Origin of the sequence: Pseudomonas sp. TWI929, from assembly GCF_039673335.1 — a bacterium.
Lineage (GTDB): Bacteria > Pseudomonadota > Gammaproteobacteria > Pseudomonadales > Pseudomonadaceae > Aquipseudomonas.
Window position 1 is genome coordinate 1 of record NZ_JBDJLK010000009.1, and the last position, 18729, is coordinate 18729.

General features: G+C 62.4%; 16 protein-coding genes. 15 read left to right on the plus strand and 1 reads right to left on the minus strand.

Annotated features, from left to right (window positions below):
- The 15 genes from bamA to ispD all read left to right on the plus strand — a co-directional run.
- Nucleotides 1-1484, plus strand: a 1484-nt coding sequence (bamA, locus tag ABE456_RS06370) for an outer membrane protein assembly factor BamA (RefSeq protein WP_346643180.1), incomplete at its 5' end; no start/stop codon positions are given.
- A gap of 44 nt (nt 1485-1528) precedes the next feature.
- Nucleotides 1529-2032, plus strand: a complete 504-nt coding sequence (locus ABE456_RS06375) for an OmpH family outer membrane protein (protein WP_003252311.1) — start codon at nt 1529-1531, stop codon at nt 2030-2032.
- 1 nt (nt 2033) lies between these two features.
- Nucleotides 2034-3089: a UDP-3-O-(3-hydroxymyristoyl)glucosamine N-acyltransferase gene (lpxD, locus tag ABE456_RS06380; RefSeq protein WP_346643181.1), complete on the plus strand. Its 1056-nt coding sequence runs from the start codon at nt 2034-2036 to the stop codon at nt 3087-3089.
- A 114-nt stretch (nt 3090-3203) separates the two neighbouring features.
- Nucleotides 3204-3644 carry a 3-hydroxyacyl-ACP dehydratase FabZ gene (fabZ, locus tag ABE456_RS06385; RefSeq protein ID WP_003252314.1) on the plus strand — a complete coding sequence of 147 codons (441 nt, stop codon included), beginning with the start codon at nt 3204-3206 and terminating at the stop codon, nt 3642-3644.
- Nucleotides 3641-4417 carry an acyl-ACP--UDP-N-acetylglucosamine O-acyltransferase gene (gene lpxA, locus ABE456_RS06390; RefSeq protein ID WP_346643182.1) on the plus strand — a complete coding sequence of 259 codons (777 nt, stop codon included), beginning with the start codon at nt 3641-3643 and terminating at the stop codon, nt 4415-4417. The genes fabZ and lpxA overlap by 4 nt, the downstream gene beginning before the upstream one ends.
- Nucleotide 4418: 1 nt before the next feature.
- Nucleotides 4419-5546: a lipid-A-disaccharide synthase gene (lpxB, locus tag ABE456_RS06395; RefSeq protein WP_346643183.1), complete on the plus strand. Its 1128-nt coding sequence runs from the start codon at nt 4419-4421 to the stop codon at nt 5544-5546.
- 1 nt (nt 5547) lies between these two features.
- Nucleotides 5548-6171: a ribonuclease HII gene (gene rnhB, locus ABE456_RS06400; RefSeq protein ID WP_346643184.1), complete on the plus strand. Its 624-nt coding sequence runs from the start codon at nt 5548-5550 to the stop codon at nt 6169-6171.
- A 195-nt stretch (nt 6172-6366) separates the two neighbouring features.
- Nucleotides 6367-9891 carry a DNA polymerase III subunit alpha gene (gene dnaE, locus ABE456_RS06405; RefSeq protein WP_346643185.1) on the plus strand — a complete coding sequence of 1175 codons (3525 nt, stop codon included), beginning with the start codon at nt 6367-6369 and terminating at the stop codon, nt 9889-9891.
- Nucleotides 9892-9996: 105 nt separating this feature from the next.
- Nucleotides 9997-10944 carry an acetyl-CoA carboxylase carboxyl transferase subunit alpha gene (accA, locus tag ABE456_RS06410; RefSeq protein ID WP_346643186.1) on the plus strand — a complete coding sequence of 316 codons (948 nt, stop codon included), beginning with the start codon at nt 9997-9999 and terminating at the stop codon, nt 10942-10944.
- Nucleotides 10945-11015: 71 nt separating this feature from the next.
- Complete coding sequence (gene tilS, locus ABE456_RS06415) at nt 11016-12299, plus strand: tRNA lysidine(34) synthetase TilS (RefSeq protein WP_346643187.1); 1284 nt, start codon at nt 11016-11018, stop codon at nt 12297-12299.
- Nucleotides 12300-12568: 269 nt separating this feature from the next.
- Entirely contained in the window at nt 12569-14197 is a 1629-nt protein-coding gene (locus ABE456_RS06420) for a CTP synthase (protein ID WP_112251065.1), read from the plus strand.
- 3 nt (nt 14198-14200) lie between these two features.
- Nucleotides 14201-15046 carry a 3-deoxy-8-phosphooctulonate synthase gene (gene kdsA, locus ABE456_RS06425; RefSeq protein ID WP_019097123.1) on the plus strand — a complete coding sequence of 282 codons (846 nt, stop codon included), beginning with the start codon at nt 14201-14203 and terminating at the stop codon, nt 15044-15046.
- Between the two features lie 153 nt (nt 15047-15199).
- A complete protein-coding gene (gene eno, locus ABE456_RS06430) occupies nt 15200-16489 on the plus strand; it encodes a phosphopyruvate hydratase (protein WP_054890065.1) in 1290 nt (429 codons plus the stop codon).
- A gap of 169 nt (nt 16490-16658) precedes the next feature.
- A complete protein-coding gene (ftsB, locus tag ABE456_RS06435; RefSeq protein WP_201203038.1) occupies nt 16659-16940 on the plus strand; it encodes a cell division protein FtsB in 282 nt (93 codons plus the stop codon).
- Nucleotides 16937-17644 carry a 2-C-methyl-D-erythritol 4-phosphate cytidylyltransferase gene (gene ispD, locus ABE456_RS06440; protein ID WP_346643188.1) on the plus strand — a complete coding sequence of 236 codons (708 nt, stop codon included), beginning with the start codon at nt 16937-16939 and terminating at the stop codon, nt 17642-17644. The genes ftsB and ispD overlap by 4 nt, the downstream gene beginning before the upstream one ends.
- A 132-nt stretch (nt 17645-17776) precedes the next feature.
- Here the strand turns inward: ispD and ABE456_RS06445 are convergent, their stop codons facing one another.
- Nucleotides 17777-18673, minus strand: coding sequence for a LysR substrate-binding domain-containing protein (locus ABE456_RS06445; protein WP_346643189.1), 897 nt, complete (start codon nt 18671-18673; stop codon nt 17777-17779).
- Between the last annotated feature and the right edge of the window lie 56 nt (nt 18674-18729).

The following is an 18729-nucleotide window of genomic DNA, read 5'->3' on the forward strand; positions in this document are numbered from 1 at the left end:
TATTCTCGCGCAAGGTGATGACCACCACGTCCGAGCTGATCACCCGCCGCCTGGGTAACGAAGGCTATACCTTCGCCAACGTCAACGGCGTGCCACAGCCGAACGACCAGGACCACACGGTAGACATCATGTTCGTGGTCGACCCGGGCAAGCGTGCCTACGTCAACCGCATCAACTACCGCGGCAACACCAAGACCGAAGACGAAGTACTGCGTCGCGAAATGCGCCAGATGGAAGGTGGCTGGGCCTCGACTTACCTGATCGACCAGTCCAAGACCCGCCTGGAGCGCTTGGGCTTCTTCAAGGAAGTCAACGTCGAGACCCCGCCAGTGCCAGGCACCGACGATCAGGTCGACGTCAACTACAGCGTCGAAGAGCAGGCCTCCGGCTCGATCACCGCCAGCGTCGGTTTCGCCCAGAGCGCCGGCCTGATCCTCGGTGGTTCGATCAGCCAGAGCAACTTCCTGGGTACCGGTAACAAGGTGTCCATCGGCCTGACCCGTTCGGAATACCAGACCCGCTACAACTTCGGCTTCGTTGACCCCTACTTCACTGCCGACGGCGTCAGCCTGGGTTACAACGCCTTCTACCGCAGCACCGACTACGATGACCTTGACGTCGACGTGGCCAGCTACGCGGTGGACAGCTATGGTGCGGGCGTCAGCCTCGGCTACCCGATCAGCGAGACCTCGCGCCTGACCTATGGCCTGAGCGTGCAGCAGGACAAGATCAAGACCGGTAAGTATACCGTTGACGAGATCTTTGACTTCCTTGACCAGGAAGGCGACAACTTCCTGAACTTCAAGGCCTCGATCGGCTGGTCGGAATCGACCCTGAACAAAGGCGTGCTGGCCACCCGTGGTCACTCGCAAAGCCTGACCCTGGAATCCACCATTCCAGGCAGCGACCTGTCGTTCTTCAAACTGGATTACCGTGGCCAGTTGTTCAAGCCGATCACCAACGACTATACCCTGCGCCTGCACACTGAGCTGGGCTATGGTGATGGTTACGGCAGCACCTCCGGCCTGCCGTTCTACGAGAACTACTTCGCGGGTGGCTTCAACTCCGTCCGTGGCTTCAAGGACAGCAGCCTGGGCCCACGCAGTACCCCGAGCCGCGGTGAAGGCAACCCGGGTGGCAAGCCCGGCACCCTCGCTGACCCGGACCAGGATCCGTTGCCGTTTGGTGGTAACGTGCTGGTGCAAGGTGGCGTCGAGTTGCTGTTCCCGCTGCCGTTCGTCAAAGACCAGCGTTCGCTGCGCACCTCCGTGTTCTGGGACGTGGGTAACGTGTTCGACACCAATTGCGGCAACCAACCTGATTGCGAGAAGGTCGGTTTCTCGGGCATGGCCAGTTCGGTCGGCCTGGGCGTGACCTGGATTACTGCACTGGGCCCGTTGAGCTTCAGCCTGGCGATGCCGGTCAAGAAGCCGGACGATGCCGATACCCAGGTGTTCCAATTCTCTCTGGGCCAGACCTTCTAAGGTCGGCCCCTGCTTAATGACAACGGTTTATCCAGGAGTGCATCGTGCGTAAATTGGCTCAACTGGCCGTAGTGGCCGCGGCGCTGGTCGCCACCCCGGCTTTCGCCGAAATGAAGGTTGCCGTTCTGAACTATCAGATGGCCCTGCTCGAATCGGATGCCGCCAAGAAATACGCGGTTGATGCCGAGAAGAAGTTCGGCCCGCAACTGACCAAGCTCAAGAGCCTGGAAAGCAGCGCCAAGGGCATCCAGGACCGCCTGATCAAGGGTGGCGACAAGATGCAGCAGCAGGAGCGTGAGCGCCTGGAGCTCGAGTTCAAGCAAAAGGCCCGTGACTTCCAGTTCCAGTCCAAGGAACTGAACGAAGCCAAGGCCGTTGCCGACCGCGACATGCTCAAGCAACTGAAGCCGAAGCTGGACGGTGCTGTCGAGGAAGTGATCAAGAAAGGTGGCTACGACCTGGTGCTCGAGCGTGGCGCGGTCATCGATGTCAAACCGCAGTACGACATCACCCGCCAGGTCATCGAGCGCATGAACCAAGCCCGTTGATATGACCGTGACCATGACGCTAGGCCAGTTGGCCGAGGCCCTCGGCGCCACCCTCAAGGGGCCCGAGGCGCTACAGATTACCGGACTGGCCACCTTGCAGGAGGCTGGGCCCGGTCAATTGAGCTTCCTCGCCAACCCGCAGTACCGCAAGTACCTGGATAACTGCCAGGCGGGTGCGGTATTGCTCAAGGCTGCGGATGCCGAAAGTTTCGCCGGCAATGCCCTGATCGTGGCCGACCCGTACCAGGCGTACGCGCGTATTTCCCATTTGTTCGACCCCAAACCCAAGGCTGTGGCGGGAATCCATCCCAGCGCCGTGGTGGCTGAGGACGCGCAGGTGGACGCCAGCGCCAGTATCGGGCCATTCGCGGTCATCGAAAGCGGTGCGCGCATCGAGGCTGACGTCAGCATCGGCGCACATTGCTTCATCGGTGCGCGTTGCGTTGTAGGTGAAGGTGGCTGGCTGGCGCCGCGGGTTACGTTGTATCACGACGTCACCATCGGCAAGCGTGTGGTCATCCAGTCGGGTGCCGTGATCGGCGGCGAAGGCTTCGGCTTTGCCAACGAGAAGGGCATCTGGCGCAAGATTGCCCAGATCGGTGGCGTGACCATTGGCGATGACGTGGAAATCGGCGTCAATACTGCCGTTGACCGTGGCGCGCTGTCCGACACGCGGATCGGCGACGGGGTCAAGCTCGATAATCAGATCCAGATCGCCCACAACGTGCAGATCGGTGACCACACGGCCATGGCCGCTTGCGTGGGCATCTCCGGCAGTACGCGCATCGGCAAGCATTGCATGCTGGCCGGCGGCGTGGGCCTGGTGGGGCACATTGATATTTGCGATAACGTATTTGTTTCCGGGATGACCATGGTAACCCGTTCGATCACCGAACCCGGTTCCTATTCATCCGGCACAGCCATGCAGCCTTTGGCTGACTGGCGCAAGAGCGCTGCGCGTATTCGCCAGCTCGATGACATGGCCAAGCGCCTTCAGCAGCTGGAAAAACGCGTCGATACCGTGACCTCAGGTGGCCTGCCGACATCAGAAGGCTGATACCATTCCCTGAGCAAGAGTGAACAGTCGCTAGCTGGCTCCTCTTTGGACTGCAAAAGGAGCGTGTGGTCAGCACCTGCGCTCCCTATTCTTATTACAGGCTTCCCCCCCGAAATGATGGACATCAACGAGATTCGCGAATACCTGCCTCACCGTTACCCGTTCCTGCTGGTGGACCGCGTGACGGATCTGGACTTCGAGGCCCAGAGCATTCGTGCCTACAAGAATGTCAGCATCAACGAGCCGTTCTTCAATGGCCATTTCCCGGCGCACCCGATCATGCCGGGCGTCCTGATCATCGAAGCCATGGCCCAGGCGGCCGGTATCCTGGGTTTCAAGATGCTCGACGCCAAGCCGGCCGACGGCACCCTGTACTACTTCGTCGGTTCCGACAAACTGCGCTTCCGTCAGCCGGTACTGCCGGGTGACCAGTTGGTGCTGGAAGCCAAGTTCCTCAGCCGCAAGAGCATGATCTGGAAGTTCGAGTGCCGTGCCTTGGTCGACGGCAAGCCGGTATGTTCGGCAGAGATTACTTGCGCGGAACGCTCCCTATGAATTCGATTGATCCTCGGGCCATCATCGATCCGTCGGCCAAGCTAGCCGATGGTGTCGAGGTCGGCCCTTGGTCGATCGTTGGCCCTGATGTAGAAGTCGGGGAGGGCACCGTTATCGGCCCGCATGTTGTGCTCAAAGGGCCGACCCGCATCGGCAAGCACAACCGCATCTTTCAGTTTTCCTCGATCGGCGAAGACACCCCGGACCTCAAGTACAAGGGTGAGCCGACGCGCCTGGTGATCGGCGACCACAATGTGATCCGCGAAGGGGTGACCATTCACCGCGGTACCGTTCAGGACCGCGCGGAAACCACCGTGGGCGACCACAACCTGATCATGGCCTATGCCCACATCGGCCACGACAGCGTCATCGGTAACCACTGCATTCTGGTGAACAACACGGCACTGGCCGGCCATGTGCATGTCGGTGACTGGGCGATCCTGTCCGGTTACACCTTGGTGCACCAGTACTGCCATATTGGCGCCCACGCGTTTTCCGGCATGGGCACGGCAATCGGCAAGGACGTTCCGGCTTACGTTACCGTGTTCGGTAGCCCCGCCGAAGCTCGCAGCATGAACTTCGAGGGCATGCGCCGCCGGGGGTTCAGCGACGAGGTCATCCACGTGCTGCGTCGTTGCTACAAGATTGTCTATCGTCAGGGCCTGACCGTCGAAGACGCGCTCAAGGAACTGGCCGAGCTGGCTGCGAAGCACCCTGAGGTCGAGCTGTTCCGTCAGTCGATCGTGAACTCTGCCCGCGGCATCACCCGCTGACATGGCCCAGCTTTGCGTAGCCTTGGTCGCAGGTGAGGCCAGCGGCGATATTCTTGGTTCAGGCTTGATGCGTGCCCTCAAGGCACGCCACCCCGACGTACGTTTCATTGGCGTTGGCGGCCCCTTGATGGAAGCCGAGGGCCTGCAATCGTACTTCCCCATGGAGCGCCTGGCGGTCATGGGCCTGGTGGAGGTGCTGGGGCGCCTGCGCGAGCTGCTCAAGCGCCGCAAGCTGCTGATCCAGACCCTGATCGACGAAAAGCCGGATGTGTTCATCGGCATCGACGCCCCTGACTTCACCCTCAACATCGAGCTGAAACTACGTCAGGCTGGTATCAAGACCGTGCACTACGTCAGCCCGTCGGTCTGGGCCTGGCGGCAGAAACGCGTGCTGAAAATTCGTGAAGGCTGCGACCTGATGCTGACGCTGCTGCCGTTCGAGGCGCGGTTTTATGAAGAGCAGGGCGTACCGGTGCGTTTCGTTGGCCACCCGCTGGCCGACACCATCCCGCTTGAAACCGACCGGCCGGCCGCGCGTGCTGCGCTGGGCCTTGGCGAAGGGCCGGTGGTAGCGCTGATGCCGGGCAGCCGGGGTGGCGAAGTAGGGCGCCTGGGTGCGTTGTTCCTTGATGCCGCCGAACGCCTGCGCGATCAGGTGCCGGGCGTGCGTTTCGTGCTGCCCTGCGCCAACGCCGCGCGGCGCGCCCAGGTCGAGCAGATGCTCGATGGGCGCCAACTGCCGCTGACCCTGCTCGATGGCCAGTCGCACCAGGCCCTGGCGGCCTGTGACGCGGTGCTGATCGCCTCGGGTACCGCCACCCTCGAAGCGCTGCTGTACAAGCGGCCAATGGTGGTGGCCTATCGCCTTGCGCCGTTGACCTTCTGGATTCTCAAGCGCCTGGTCAAGAGCCCTTACGTGTCGTTGCCGAACCTGTTGGCCCAGCGTGAGCTGGTGCCTGAGTTGCTGCAGGACGACGCCACCAGCGAAGCCCTGGCCAACACCTTGGCGCCGCTGGTGCGCGATGGCAGCCAGCAGACCGAACGTTTTGACGAAATTCACCGCACCCTGCGCCGTGACGCCTCCAACCAGGCGGCCGAGGCGGTACTGGCCTTGCTCAAGGACCGCTGATATGCAAATTGGACTGGACTTCAACCTGGTCGAAGACCTGGTCGCCGGCGTTGACGAAGTGGGCCGTGGCCCGCTGTGCGGCGCAGTGGTGACGGCGGCGGTGATCCTTGACCCGGCGCGCCCGATCCTTGGCCTGAACGACTCGAAGAAACTCACCGAAGCCAAGCGCGAGGCGCTGTTCGACGAGATCTGCGAAAAGGCCCTGAGCTTCTGCATCGCCCGCGCCGAGGTCGAGGAAATCGACCGCCTGAACATCCTGCAGGCCACCATGCTGGCCATGCAGCGCGCGGTGGAAGGGCTGCACATTACGCCGAAGCTGGCCCTGATCGACGGTAACCGTTGCCCTATACTGGCGGTGCCGGCGTCGCCGGTGGTCAAGGGTGATAGCCAGGTGCCGGCGATTGCCGCTGCTTCGATCCTGGCCAAGGTGACCCGCGACCGGGAGATGAGCGCCTTTGAGCTGATCTACCCGGGTTATGGCATTGGCGGGCACAAGGGCTACCCGACGCCGGTGCACCTTGAGGCTTTGGCGCGGTTGGGGCCTACGCCCATTCATCGGCGCTCCTTCGGCCCGGTGCGGGCGGCCTGGGAAGCGCGTGACGGCGTCACTGATTCCCTGATCTGAACCATGGGGCCGTTCCTGCAGGTGTTACGCGATCACCTGTAGGAGCGGCTTTAGCCGCGAACACCGGCGTAGCCGGTGCCATCCACCGCGGTGCCTGGTTCGCGGGTAAACCCGCTTCTGCAAGCAGCCCCAAATCCCATCCCCATTTAAGCTACAATCCCGCCCTTGTCGTTCAGCACTGCTACAGGATCTTCCATGTCGGTTCCCTTCGTTCACCTGCGCGTCCACTCCGAATTCTCGCTGGTCGACGGCCTGGTGCGGATCAAGCCGCTGGCCAAGGCGCTGGCGGGGATGAACATGCCGGCGGTGGCGATCACCGACCAGAGCAACATGTGCTCGCTGGTGAAGTTCTACAAGACCGCCATGGGCGCCGGCATCAAGCCGATCTGCGGTGCCGACCTGTGGCTGGCCGGTGCCGACCCGGAAGCCCCGCTGTCGCGCATCTGCTTCCTGGCCATGGACCCCAAGGGCTACCGCAACCTCACCGAATTGATTTCGCGCGGCTGGACCGATGGGCAGCGCAATGGCCTGGTCATCCTCCAGCGCGAATGGATCGCCCCCGCCAGCGAGGGGCTGATTGCCCTGTCGGCGGGCAAGGAAGGCGACATCGGCATGGCCTTGCTGGCCGGCCGCGACGATGAAGCCCAGGCCTTGCTGCAAGACTGGATGGGCATGTTCCCCGAGCGCTTCTACGTTGAAGTGCAGCGCACCAACCGCGCCCGCGACGAAGAATACGTACACGCCGCAGTGGCCCTGGCTGACAAGCTTGGGGCCCCGCTGGTAGCCACCAACGATGTACGGTTCGTCAAACAGTCCGACTTCGACGCCCATGAAACCCGCGTGTGCATCGGCGAGGGCTGGACCCTCGACGACCCGCGTCGCCCGCGTGGCTACAGCGACCAGCAGTACCTGAAGTCGGCCGAGGAAATGGCCGAGCTGTTCAGTGACCTGCCCGACGCCATTGCCAATACCGTCGAGATCGCCAAGCGCTGCAATATCCAGGTACAGCTGGGCAAGTACTTCCTGCCCGACTTCCCCACGCCCAACGGCATGGGCATCGACGACTACCTGCGGCATGTGTCCCACGAAGGCCTGGAAGAGCGCCTGGCAGTGCTGTGGCCGAAAGACACCACACCCAATTACGAAGAGAAGCGCCAGGTTTACCTGGACCGCCTGAAGTTCGAGCTGGACATCATTATCCAGATGGGCTTCCCCGGTTACTTCCTGATCGTTATGGACTTCATCAAGTGGGCCAAGAACAACGACGTACCGGTTGGCCCGGGCCGTGGTTCGGGTGCCGGCTCGCTGGTGGCCTACGTACTGAAGATCACCGACCTCGACCCGCTGGCCTACGACCTGCTGTTCGAACGCTTCCTCAACCCTGAGCGTGTTTCCATGCCCGACTTCGACGTCGACTTCTGCATGGACGGCCGTGACCGGGTGATCGACTACGTGGCCGAAGCCTATGGCCGCAACGCGGTCAGCCAGATCATCACCTTCGGTACCATGGCCGCCAAGGCGGTGGTTCGTGACGTGGCGCGGGTACAGGGCAAGTCCTACGGCCTGGCCGACCGCCTGTCGAAGATGATCCCGTTCGAAGTGGGCATGACCCTGGAGAAGGCCTACGAGCAGGAAGAGATCCTGCGCGACTTCCTCAAAAGCGATGAGGACGGCCGCGAAATCTGGGACATGGCCCTGAAACTGGAAGGCGTCACCCGCGGTACCGGCAAGCACGCCGGTGGTGTGGTAATCGCGCCAACCAAACTCACCGACTTTTCGCCGATTGCCTGTGACGAAGAGGGCGGCGGCCTGGTAACCCAGTTCGACAAGGACGACGTCGAGGCAGCCGGCCTGGTCAAGTTCGACTTCCTCGGCCTGCGTACCCTGACCATCATCAAGTGGGCGATGGAGATCATCAACCGCGAGCAGGCCAAGAAAAACCTGCCCGACGTCAACATCGACTTCATTCCGCTGGACGACCGCAAGACCTACGAGCTGCTGCAGAAGGCCGAAACCACAGCGGTGTTCCAGCTTGAATCGCGCGGCATGAAGGAGCTGATCAAGAAGCTCAAGCCCGACTGCCTGGAAGACCTCATCGCACTGGTGGCACTGTTCCGCCCGGGCCCGCTGCAATCGGGCATGGTGGACGACTTCATCAACCGCAAGCACGGCCGCGCCGAGCTGGCCTACCCGCATGCGGACTACCAGTACGAAGGCCTCAAGCCGGTCCTGGCACCGACCTACGGCATCATCCTGTACCAGGAACAGGTGATGCAGATTGCCCAGGTCATGGCCGGCTATACCCTCGGCGGCGCCGACATGCTGCGCCGGGCGATGGGTAAGAAAAAGCCCGAGGAAATGGCCAAGCAGCGCGGCGGTTTCATCGAAGGTTGCGTGGCCAACAATATCGATGCGGACCTTGCCGGTAACATCTTCGACCTGGTGGAGAAGTTTGCCGGCTACGGCTTCAACAAATCCCACTCCGCTGCCTATGGCCTGGTGTCGTACCAGACCGCCTGGCTGAAAACTCACTACCCGGCGCCGTTCATGGCTGCGGTACTGTCGGCGGATATGCACAACACCGACAAGGTGGTGGTGTTGGTCGAGGAAGTACGCAGCATGAAGCTGCGCCTCGACGCGCCGGACGTGAACTTCTCCGACTTCAAGTTCACCGTGAACAACGATGGCCGTATCGTCTACGGCCTGGGCGCGATCAAGGGTGTCGGCGAGGGCCCGGTGGAGGCCATCGTCGAAGCCCGTGCCCAGGGCGGGCCGTTCAAGGACCTGTTCGATTTCTGTGAACGCATCGACCTCAAGCGGGTCAACAAACGTACCCTCGATGCGCTGGTGCGCAGCGGCGCGCTTGACCGCCTGGGCCCGCACTTCCATGACGAGATCAAGGCCTACCAGGCCAACATCGACATCAACCGTGCCACCTTGCTTTCGGCGCTGGGCGAGGCCATCAAGGCAGCCGAGCAGGCCGCACATACCGCTGACAGTGGTCACGTCGACCTGTTCGGCAGCATGTTCGACGAGGTGGATGTCGACGTTTATGCCAACCACCGCAAGGTGCGCGAACTGACCCTCAAGGAACGCCTGAAAGGCGAGAAGGACACCCTTGGCCTGTACCTGACCGGCCACCCGATCGACGAATACGAGACCGAGATCCGCCGCTTCGCCCGCCAGCGCATCATCGACCTCAAGCCGTCGCGTGATACCCAGACCATCGCCGGCATGATCATTGCCCTGCGGGTAATGAAGAACAAGAAGGGCGACAAGATGGGCTTCGTCACCCTGGACGACCGCTCCGGGCGCATTGAGGCATCGCTGTTTGCCGACGCCTACATCGCGGCACAGTCCTTGCTGCAGAACGATGCCATGGTGGTGGTCGAAGGCGAGGTCAGCAATGACGACTTCTCCGGTGGCCTGCGCCTGCGGGTCAAGCAAGTGATGACCATGGAGGACGCGCGCACCAAGCTGGCCGAGAGCCTGCGCCTGAAAGTGGCACACGAGGCACTGCAGGGCGACCGCCTGAAGTGGCTGGGCGAGCTGATTACCCGCCATCGCGGCGCTTGCCCGATCACCCTGGAATACACCGGCAGTGACGCCAAGGCCATGCTGCAGTTCGGTGAGCAATGGGCGATCGACCCGGCAGATGGGCTGATTCAGGCACTGCGTGACCAGTTCGGGCGTGAGAACGTCTTCCTGCAATATCGTTGAACCGAAAAAATTTAATCTCGACCTGAATGCGCCTGATCCCTTAAGGTAGGGCGCCAAACGGATCAACCGGCCGGCCGCCTGGCCGTAGACCCAAGACGGATGACTATGAACCCGAATTTTCTCGATTTCGAACAGCCGATTGCCGACCTGCAAGCCAAGATCGAAGGCCTGCGCCTGGTGGGCAACGACAACTCGCTGAACATCAGCGATGAAATTGCCCGTCTGCAAGACAAGAGCAGCACCCTGACCGAAAGCATCTTCGGCAACCTGACCAGCTGGCAGATCGCCCGCCTGGCCCGCCATCCGCGTCGTCCCTACACCCTGGACTACCTGGAGCACATCTTCACCGAGTTCGAAGAACTGCACGGTGACCGCCACTTCTCCGATGACGCCGCCATCGTCGGTGGTACCGCGCGCCTGGATGGCAAGCCGGTCATGGTCATCGGCCACCAGAAGGGCCGCGAGGTACGCGAGAAGGTACGCCGCAACTTCGGTATGCCGCGCCCGGAAGGCTACCGCAAGGCCTGCCGCCTGATGGAAATGGCCGAGCGCTTCAAGATGCCGATCCTGACCTTCATCGACACCCCGGGTGCCTACCCAGGCATCGACGCCGAAGAGCGCAACCAGAGCGAGGCCATCGCCTGGAACCTGCGCGTGATGGCGCGCCTGAAAACCCCGATCATCGCCACCGTGATTGGTGAGGGTGGTTCCGGCGGCGCACTGGCCATTGGTGTATGCGACCAGCTGAACATGCTGCAGTACTCCACCTACTCGGTAATCTCGCCGGAAGGCTGCGCTTCGATCCTGTGGAAGACTGCCGACAAGGCAGCTGACGCGGCCGAGGCCATGGGCATTACTGCCGAGCGCCTGAAGAGCCTGAATATCGTCGACAAGGTCATCCAGGAGCCGTTGGGCGGCGCCCACCGTGACCCGGCGAAGATGTCGGAAAGCATCCGCGCCGACCTGGTGCAGCAGCTGGACATGCTCGGCAAGCTCGACCACGACGCATTGCTGGCCCGTCGTTACGATCGCCTGATGAGCTACGGCCTCTGATTGTGATTGGCCCCGGGGGCCGCTTTGCGGCCCTTGTGGGGGCGGGTTTTCTCAAGCCAAGTGAGGAGCAGATGATCAACCTCACCCCCTGGCTCAACGCCCGCAACTGGTACATCGCCTTCTCCGGCGGCCTGGACTCCACCGTCCTCCTGCACCTGCTGGCCGACCACGCCCGCAAACACGCCTCACCCCCGCTGCGCGCCATCCACATCCACCACGGCCTGCAACCCGCCGCCGACGCCTGGCCCGCCCATTGCCAAGCCATCTGCGACAACCTCGGTATCGAACTCCAGGTCATCCACGTTCAGGTCAGCCCCGGCGCCAGCCTCGAACAGGCTGCCCGCGACGCTCGCTATGCCGCCTTCAAGCAAGCCCTCGGCCCGGGCGACATCCTGTTCACCGGCCAGCACCGCGACGACCAGGCCGAAACCCTGTTGTTCCGCCTGCTGCGCGGCGCCGGCCTGCGTGGCCTGGCGGCAATGCCGGGGCAGCGGGCGCTATGGCAGGGCAGCCTGGTCAGGCCATTGCTGAGCTGTTCCCGCCAGCAACTGCAGGCCTACGCCCTGGCTAATGGCCTGGCCTGGATCGAAGACCCGTCGAACGCCGACACTCAATTTGCCCGCAACTACCTGCGCGGCGAAGTGTTCCCACGCTTGCAGCAGCGTTGGCCGCAAGCCAGCCAGAACCTCGCCCGCGCCGCAGAGCACCTGGGCGAGGCTTTGGGCCTGGTGGACGAGCTTGCCCGGGATGATCTGGCGCTCGCAGGGGAGGGGGCGCCCGTCGCTTGGTCGGGCCTCGACTCCCTCGACCTGGCCACGCTCGTGGCCCTGTCGCCGGCCCGTCAGCGCAATGCCTTGCAATACTGGCTGAGCCAGCGCACCCGTTTGCCTGACACCCGGCACTGGGCCGGCTGGGCCGACCTGCGCGATGCCGCCGCCGATGCCCAGCCAGTCTGGCGGCTGGCCGATGGGCAGCTGCTGCGCAGCCATGGCCGCGTCTGGTGGCTGAGCGGTGACTGGCTGCAGCAGCCCGTTGGTCAGCTGGCCTGGGGCGATGTTGATGCGCCGTTGCTGTTGCCGGGTAACGGTAGCGTGCGGTTGGTTGGCGCCGCAGGGCTGGGTGGGCTGCGCATTGCCTACCGCCAGGGTGGCGAAATGCTGGACCTCCCCGGCCGTGGCCGGCGCGACCTCAAGCGCTTGCTCAACGAGCAGCAGGTGCCGCATTTCCTGCGCCCGCGCTTGCCGTTGCTGTATCAGGGCGAGCGCCTGCTGGCGGTGGCCAACCTGCCCGGCCTGGTGCAGGCGGATTGCCAGTTGCACTGGCAGTTACCGACGAACGCGCAAGGTTTGAGCTGAAGGGTACATTCCGGTAGACTACCCTCCCTTCTTGATACAACTTCTGTGGGTTCCGCGAAAACACAGGAGTTGCCGATTACCAAGCAGTTTTTTGCTGGGCTGATTCTGGAAATGACGAGCGAGCTCCATGCCGGGGATACCCCTGGTCTGTACAGACGCGGCAGTTTTTCGAGATGCACTGTGATTGACGCAGGTGATCGGGGGCTTCGGCCTTCCTTCGCTTTCTCCGGCGGCGCTGGCCGCCTTAACGCAGACTTCTAGGGTTTTTCATGACGCGCTACATATTCGTCACGGGCGGTGTTGTTTCTTCATTGGGGAAAGGCATTGCCTCGGCTTCCCTGGCGGCCATCCTGGAAGCGCGGGGCCTGAAGGTCACCATGCTCAAGCTGGATCCGTACATCAACGTCGATCCGGGCACCATGAGCCCGTTCCAGCACGGTGAAGTATTCGTCACCCACGATGGCGCCGAGACTGACCTCGACCTGGGCCACTACGAGCGGTTCATCCGCACCACCATGACCCAGAACAACAACTTCACCACCGGCCGTATCTACGAGCACGTGCTGCGTAAAGAGCGCCGTGGTGATTACCTGGGCGCGACCATCCAGGTCATCCCGCACATCACCGACGAAATCAAGCGTCGCATCATCAAGGGCGCCGGCGATGCCGACGTGGCCCTGGTGGAAATCGGCGGTACCGTGGGTGACATCGAGTCGCAGCCGTTCCTTGAGGCGATTCGCCAGCTGCGCGTCGAAGTGGGTTCCAAGCGCGCCATGCTGATGCACCTGACCCTGGTCCCGTACATCGCCACCGCTGGCGAAACCAAGACCAAGCCGACCCAGCACTCGGTCAAGGAGCTGCGCTCCATCGGCCTGCAGCCTGACGTGCTGATCTGCCGCTCCGACCACCCGGTCGATGCCTCGTCGCGTCGCAAGATCGCGCTGTTCACCAACGTTGAAGAGCGTGCGGTGATTTCGCTGGAAGACGTCGACACCATCTACAAGATCCCGGGCGTACTGCACGCACAGGGCCTGGACGACTTCGTCGTCGAGCGCTTCGGCCTGCAGTGCAATGGCGCCGACCTGTCCGAGTGGGACAAGGTGGTCGATGCCAAGCTCAACCCAGAGCACGAAGTGACCATCGCCATGGTTGGCAAGTACATGGAGCTGCTGGATGCGTACAAGTCGCTGATCGAAGCGATGAGCCATGCCGGCATCACCAACCGCACCAAGGTCAACCTGCGCTACATCGACTCCGAAGACATCGAGAACCAGGGCACCAGCCTGCTCGAAGGTGCTGATGCCATCCTGGTGCCAGGCGGTTTCGGCCTGCGCGGCGTGGAAGGCAAGATCACTGCGGTGCAATACGCCCGTGAGAACAAGGTGCCGTACCTGGGTATCTGCCTGGGCATGCAGGTGGCCGTGATCGAATTCGCCCGTAACGTGATGGGCTGGAAAGACGCCAACTCCACCGAGTTCGACCGCAACAGCGGCCACCCGGTTGTCGGCCTGATCACCGAGTGGGCCGATGCCACCGGTGCGGTCGAGACCCGTAACGAAGCTTCCGACCTGGGCGGCACCATGCGCCTGGGCGCACAGGACTGCCAGCTGGCTGCCGGTTCCAAGGTGCACGACTGCTACGGCAAGGACGTGATCACCGAGCGCCACCGTCACCGCTACGAAGTGAACAACAACCTGCTGCCGCAACTGGTCGACGCTGGCCTGGTGGTTTCCGGCCGCTCCGAAGACGGCGCGCTGGTGGAAGTGGTCGAGTCCAAGGACCACCCATGGTTCGTCGCTTGCCAGTTCCACCCGGAGTTCACCTCGACCCCGCGTGACGGCCACCCGCTGTTCAGCGGTTTCGTCAAGGCAGCCCTGGCTCAGAAGAACAAGGCCTGATCAATGACCCAGAAGATCATTCGCGTCGGTAACATCGAGATCGCCAACGACAAGCCGTTCGTCCTGTTCGGCGGCATGAACGTCCTGGAATCCCGTGACCTGGCAATGAAGGTCTGCGAGGAGTACGTGCGGGTTACCGAGAAGCTCGGTATCCCGTATGTGTTCAAGGCCAGCTTCGACAAGGCGAACCGTTCGTCGGTGACGTCCTACCGTGGCCCAGGCATGGAAGAAGGGCTGAAGATCTTCGAAGAGATCAAGCGCACCTTCAACGTGCCGGTGATCACCGACGTGCACGAGCCTTACCAGGCCGAACCCGTCGCCAAGGTGTGCGACATCATCCAGCTGCCGGCGTTCCTGTCGCGGCAGACCGACCTGGTGGTGGCCATGGCCAAGACCGGCGCGGTGATCAACATCAAGAAGGCTCAGTTCCTCGCGCCCCAGGAAATGAAACACATCCTGGCCAAGTGCGAAGAGGCCGGTAACGACCAGTTGATCCTCTGCGAGCGTGGTTCGAGCTTCGGCTACAACAACCTGGTGGTGGACATGCTCGGCTTCGGCATCATGAAGCAGTTCGAGTACCCGGTGTTCTTCGATGTGACCCACGCCCTGCAGATGCCGGGTGGTCGTGCCGACTCCGCCGGTGGCCGCCGTGCCCAGGTCACCGACCTGGCCAAGGCCGGCATGAGCCAAGGCCTGGCCGGCCTGTTCCTCGAAGCCCACCCCGATCCGGACAACGCCAAGTGCGATGGCCCATGCGCCCTGCGCCTGGACAAACTGGAGCCATTCCTGGCCCAGCTCAAGCAATTGGACGACCTGGTGAAAAGTTTTCCGACGGTAGAAACCGCGTAAAGCTCATTTCTCGGGTAAAGTACCGCCCGATCCACCCCTGACCAATCGGTCAGGGGCTCCCTTCACCCGGCCTGCCAACTGCAAGTCCGCCTGGTGAACGGCAAGAATTTCCTAAGCTAAGTTGTTTTCGTCAATTCTGGAGTGCTTACAACAATGGCAAAAATCGTCGACATCAAAGGTCGTGAAGTTCTCGATTCGCGTGGCAACCCCACCGTGGAAGCCGATGTACTGCTCGACAACGGCATCATCGGCAGCGCTTGCGCGCCGTCCGGTGCTTCCACCGGCTCGCGCGAAGCGCTGGAGCTGCGTGATGGCGACAAGAGCCGTTACCTGGGCAAGGGCGTGCTGAAGGCCGTCGCCAACATCAACGGCCCGATCCGCGACCTGCTGCTGGGCAAGGACCCTGCTGACCAGAAAGCCCTGGACCGCGCCATGATCGAGCTGGACGGTACCGAGAACAAGGCCAAGCTGGGCGCCAACGCCATCCTGGCTGTTTCCCTGGCTGCCGCCAAGGCCGCTGCCCAGGACCAGGACCTGCCGCTGTACGCGCACATCGCCAACCTGAACGGCACCCCGGGCCAGTACTCGATGCCGGTTCCGATGATGAACATCATCAACGGCGGCGAGCACGCCGACAACAACGTCGACATCCAGGAGTTCATGGTTCAGCCGGTTGGCGCCAAGACCTTCTCCGACGGCCTGCGCATGGGTACCGAAATCTTCCACCACCTCAAAGCCGTGCTGAAGGCCCGTGGCCTGAACACCGCCGTAGGTGACGAAGGTGGCTTCGCCCCGAACCTGGCTTCCAACGAAGACGCCCTGGGCGCCATCGCTGAAGCTGTTGAAAAAGCCGGCTACAAACTGGGCACCGACGTGACCCTGGCCCTGGACTGCGCGGCTTCCGAATTCTACGAAGACGGCAAGTACAACCTGTCCGGCGAAGGCAAGTCGTTTGACGCCGAAGGCTTCGCTGACTACCTGAAAGGCCTGACCGAGCGCTTCCCGATCATCTCGATCGAAGACGGCCTGGACGAGTCCGACTGGGCTGGCTGGAAAATCCTCACCGACAAGATCGGTGAAAAAGTACAGCTGGTGGGTGACGACCTGTTCGTGACCAACACCAAGATCCTCAAGGAAGGCATCGAGAAGGGCATCGGTAACTCGATCCTGATCAAGTTCAACCAGATCGGCTCGCTGACCGAAACCCTGGAAGCCATCCAGATGGCCAAGGCTGCCGGTTACACCGCAGTCATCTCGCACCGTTCCGGTGAAACCGAAGACTCGACCATTGCCGACCTGGCCGTGGGTACCGCTGCTGGCCAGATCAAGACCGGTTCGCTGTGCCGTTCCGACCGCGTCTCCAAGTACAACCAGCTGCTGCGCATCGAAGAGCAACTGGGCGCCAAAGCCGTTTACCGTGGTCGTGCCGAGTTTCGCGGCTAAGCAAGAGATGGTAAAAAGACAGCAGCCGGAGCTGTAGGAACGTTCGTACTGAACTTAACTACGTTCCAACGGGTTTCTGTCGACGAAGCCTGGCCTCGGCCAGGCTTCGTGCTATTCGAGGCCCCGAAGTAACAAGTACGCGGCAGCCTTTTTTGACCTGGATAACGTGATGCGCAGTCCCTATTGGGTGTTCCTCATTCTGCTCCTGCTGTTGGGTGGCCTGCAGTACCGCCTGTGGGTGGGCAATGGCAGCCTGGCGCAAGTGACCGAGCTCAAGCAGCAGATAGCCGACCAGCATGCCGAGAACGAGCGCCTGCTCGAGCGTAATCGCGTGCTCGATGCCGAAGTGCTGGAACTGAAAAAAGGCATGGAGACCGTTGAAGAACGGGCTCGCCACGAATTGGGAATGGTCAAAGAGGGCGAAACCCTCTTCCAGTTGCCACAAAAATGATCGATACCTTGCCGGCCTTCTGGGCCGTGATTCCTGCTGCGGGTGTAGGTGCCCGCATGGCTGCCGACCGCCCCAAGCAATACCTGGAGCTGGCCGGGCAGACCCTTCTCGAGCATAGCCTCGACTGTTTTCTTGGCCATCCCGCGCTCAATGGCGTGGTGGTCAGCATTGCCGAAGACGACCCATACTGGCCCAACCTGCGCTGCGCCAGCGACCCGCGTATCCAGCGGGCGGTGGGCGGGCGCGAGCGTGCCGATTCGGTGCTCAATGCCCTGTTGTTGCTGCATGCCCAAGGGGCTTCGGACGGTGACTGGGTGCTGGTGCACGATGCTGCACGGCCAAACCTGGCGCGCAGCGACCTGGACAAGCTGTTGGCGGAGTTGGCCGATGACCCGGTGGGTGGCCTGCTGGCGGTGCCGGCGCGCGATACCCTCAAGCGTGCCGATGGCAGTGGCCGGGTGAGCGCTACCGTGGACCGCAGTACCATCTGGCAGGCCTATACACCGCAGATGTTCCGCCTGGGGGCCTTGCATCGGGCGCTGGCCGAGTGCCTGGTGTCGGATGTGGTGGTGACCGATGAAGCCTCTGCCATCGAATGGTCCGGCCAGGCGCCGCGGTTGGTCGAAGGGCGCAGTGACAACATCAAGGTGACCCGGCCGGAAGACCTGGAGTGGTTGCGCCAGCGCTGGGCAGGTAGACGCTGATCGTCGTTCTCCTGTACCGGCCTCTTCGCGGGTAAACCCGATCCCACAGGTACTCCACAGACTTCAGTTCCGGTGGAGATCCTATGGGAGCGGGCAAGCCCGCGAAGAGGCCGGTACAGGCGACACACCCCTTCAACCGAAACGATACTCCGGCAACCCCGCCAAGCCTTCCTTCAGGTAATCCACCAACCGCCGCACTTTCGGCGACAAATGCCGCTGCTGCGGATACAGCGCCCAAACCGCCGTATTTGGCGGCTGGTGTGCCTCCAGCAGCGACACCAGCGCACCACTGTGCAGGTACTCCAGCACGTAATAGTCCGGCAACTGGCACAAGCCCATCCCCTGCAGCGCCGCATCCAGCACTGCCTGGCCGCTGTTGCAGCGCCAGTTGCCCTGCACCCGCTGGCTGATCTCGCGGCCATCCTGCAGCAACGCCCACAAATCCGAACTGCCCACCAGGCAGTTGTGTCGCGCCAGTTCCGACAGGCTGTGCGGCCGGCCATAACGCTCCAGGTAGGCCGGTGAGGCGCACAGGTACATGCGCCGCGGCGCCAGGCGGGTAGCCACCAGCCGTGAATCGGCCAACCGGCCCAGGCGGATGGCCAGGTCCATGCCTTCATGCAGCAAGTCGAGGGTGTGGTTGCTTAGTTCCACATCCACACGCAACTGCGGGTAAAGCGCCATGAACCGCGTCACCAGCGGTACGATGAAACGTTCGCCATAGGCCACCGCACAGGTCATGCGCAGCAAGCCCTTGGGCTCGCTGGCCAGGTCGCCCATGGCCCGTAGGGCTTCCTCGCGGCCATCCTGCAACCGCTGACAATGTTGCAAAAAGGTCTGCCCGGCCTCGCTCAGGGTCACCCGGCGGGTACTGCGGTACAGCAGGCGAGTCTGCAGGCGCTCCTCCAGGCGGGCGATCTGCCGGCTGATGTGCGACGAGGAAACCCCCAGGCGCTCGGCGGCCGCGGTGAACTGGCCCGACTCGGCCACGGCGACGAATTCGTCGATGCCTTCCCAGCGGCTGCTCATGGATTATCCCTGTGTGGCAATAATGTTTTGTCTTTGGCCGGATTATTCATCAAAAG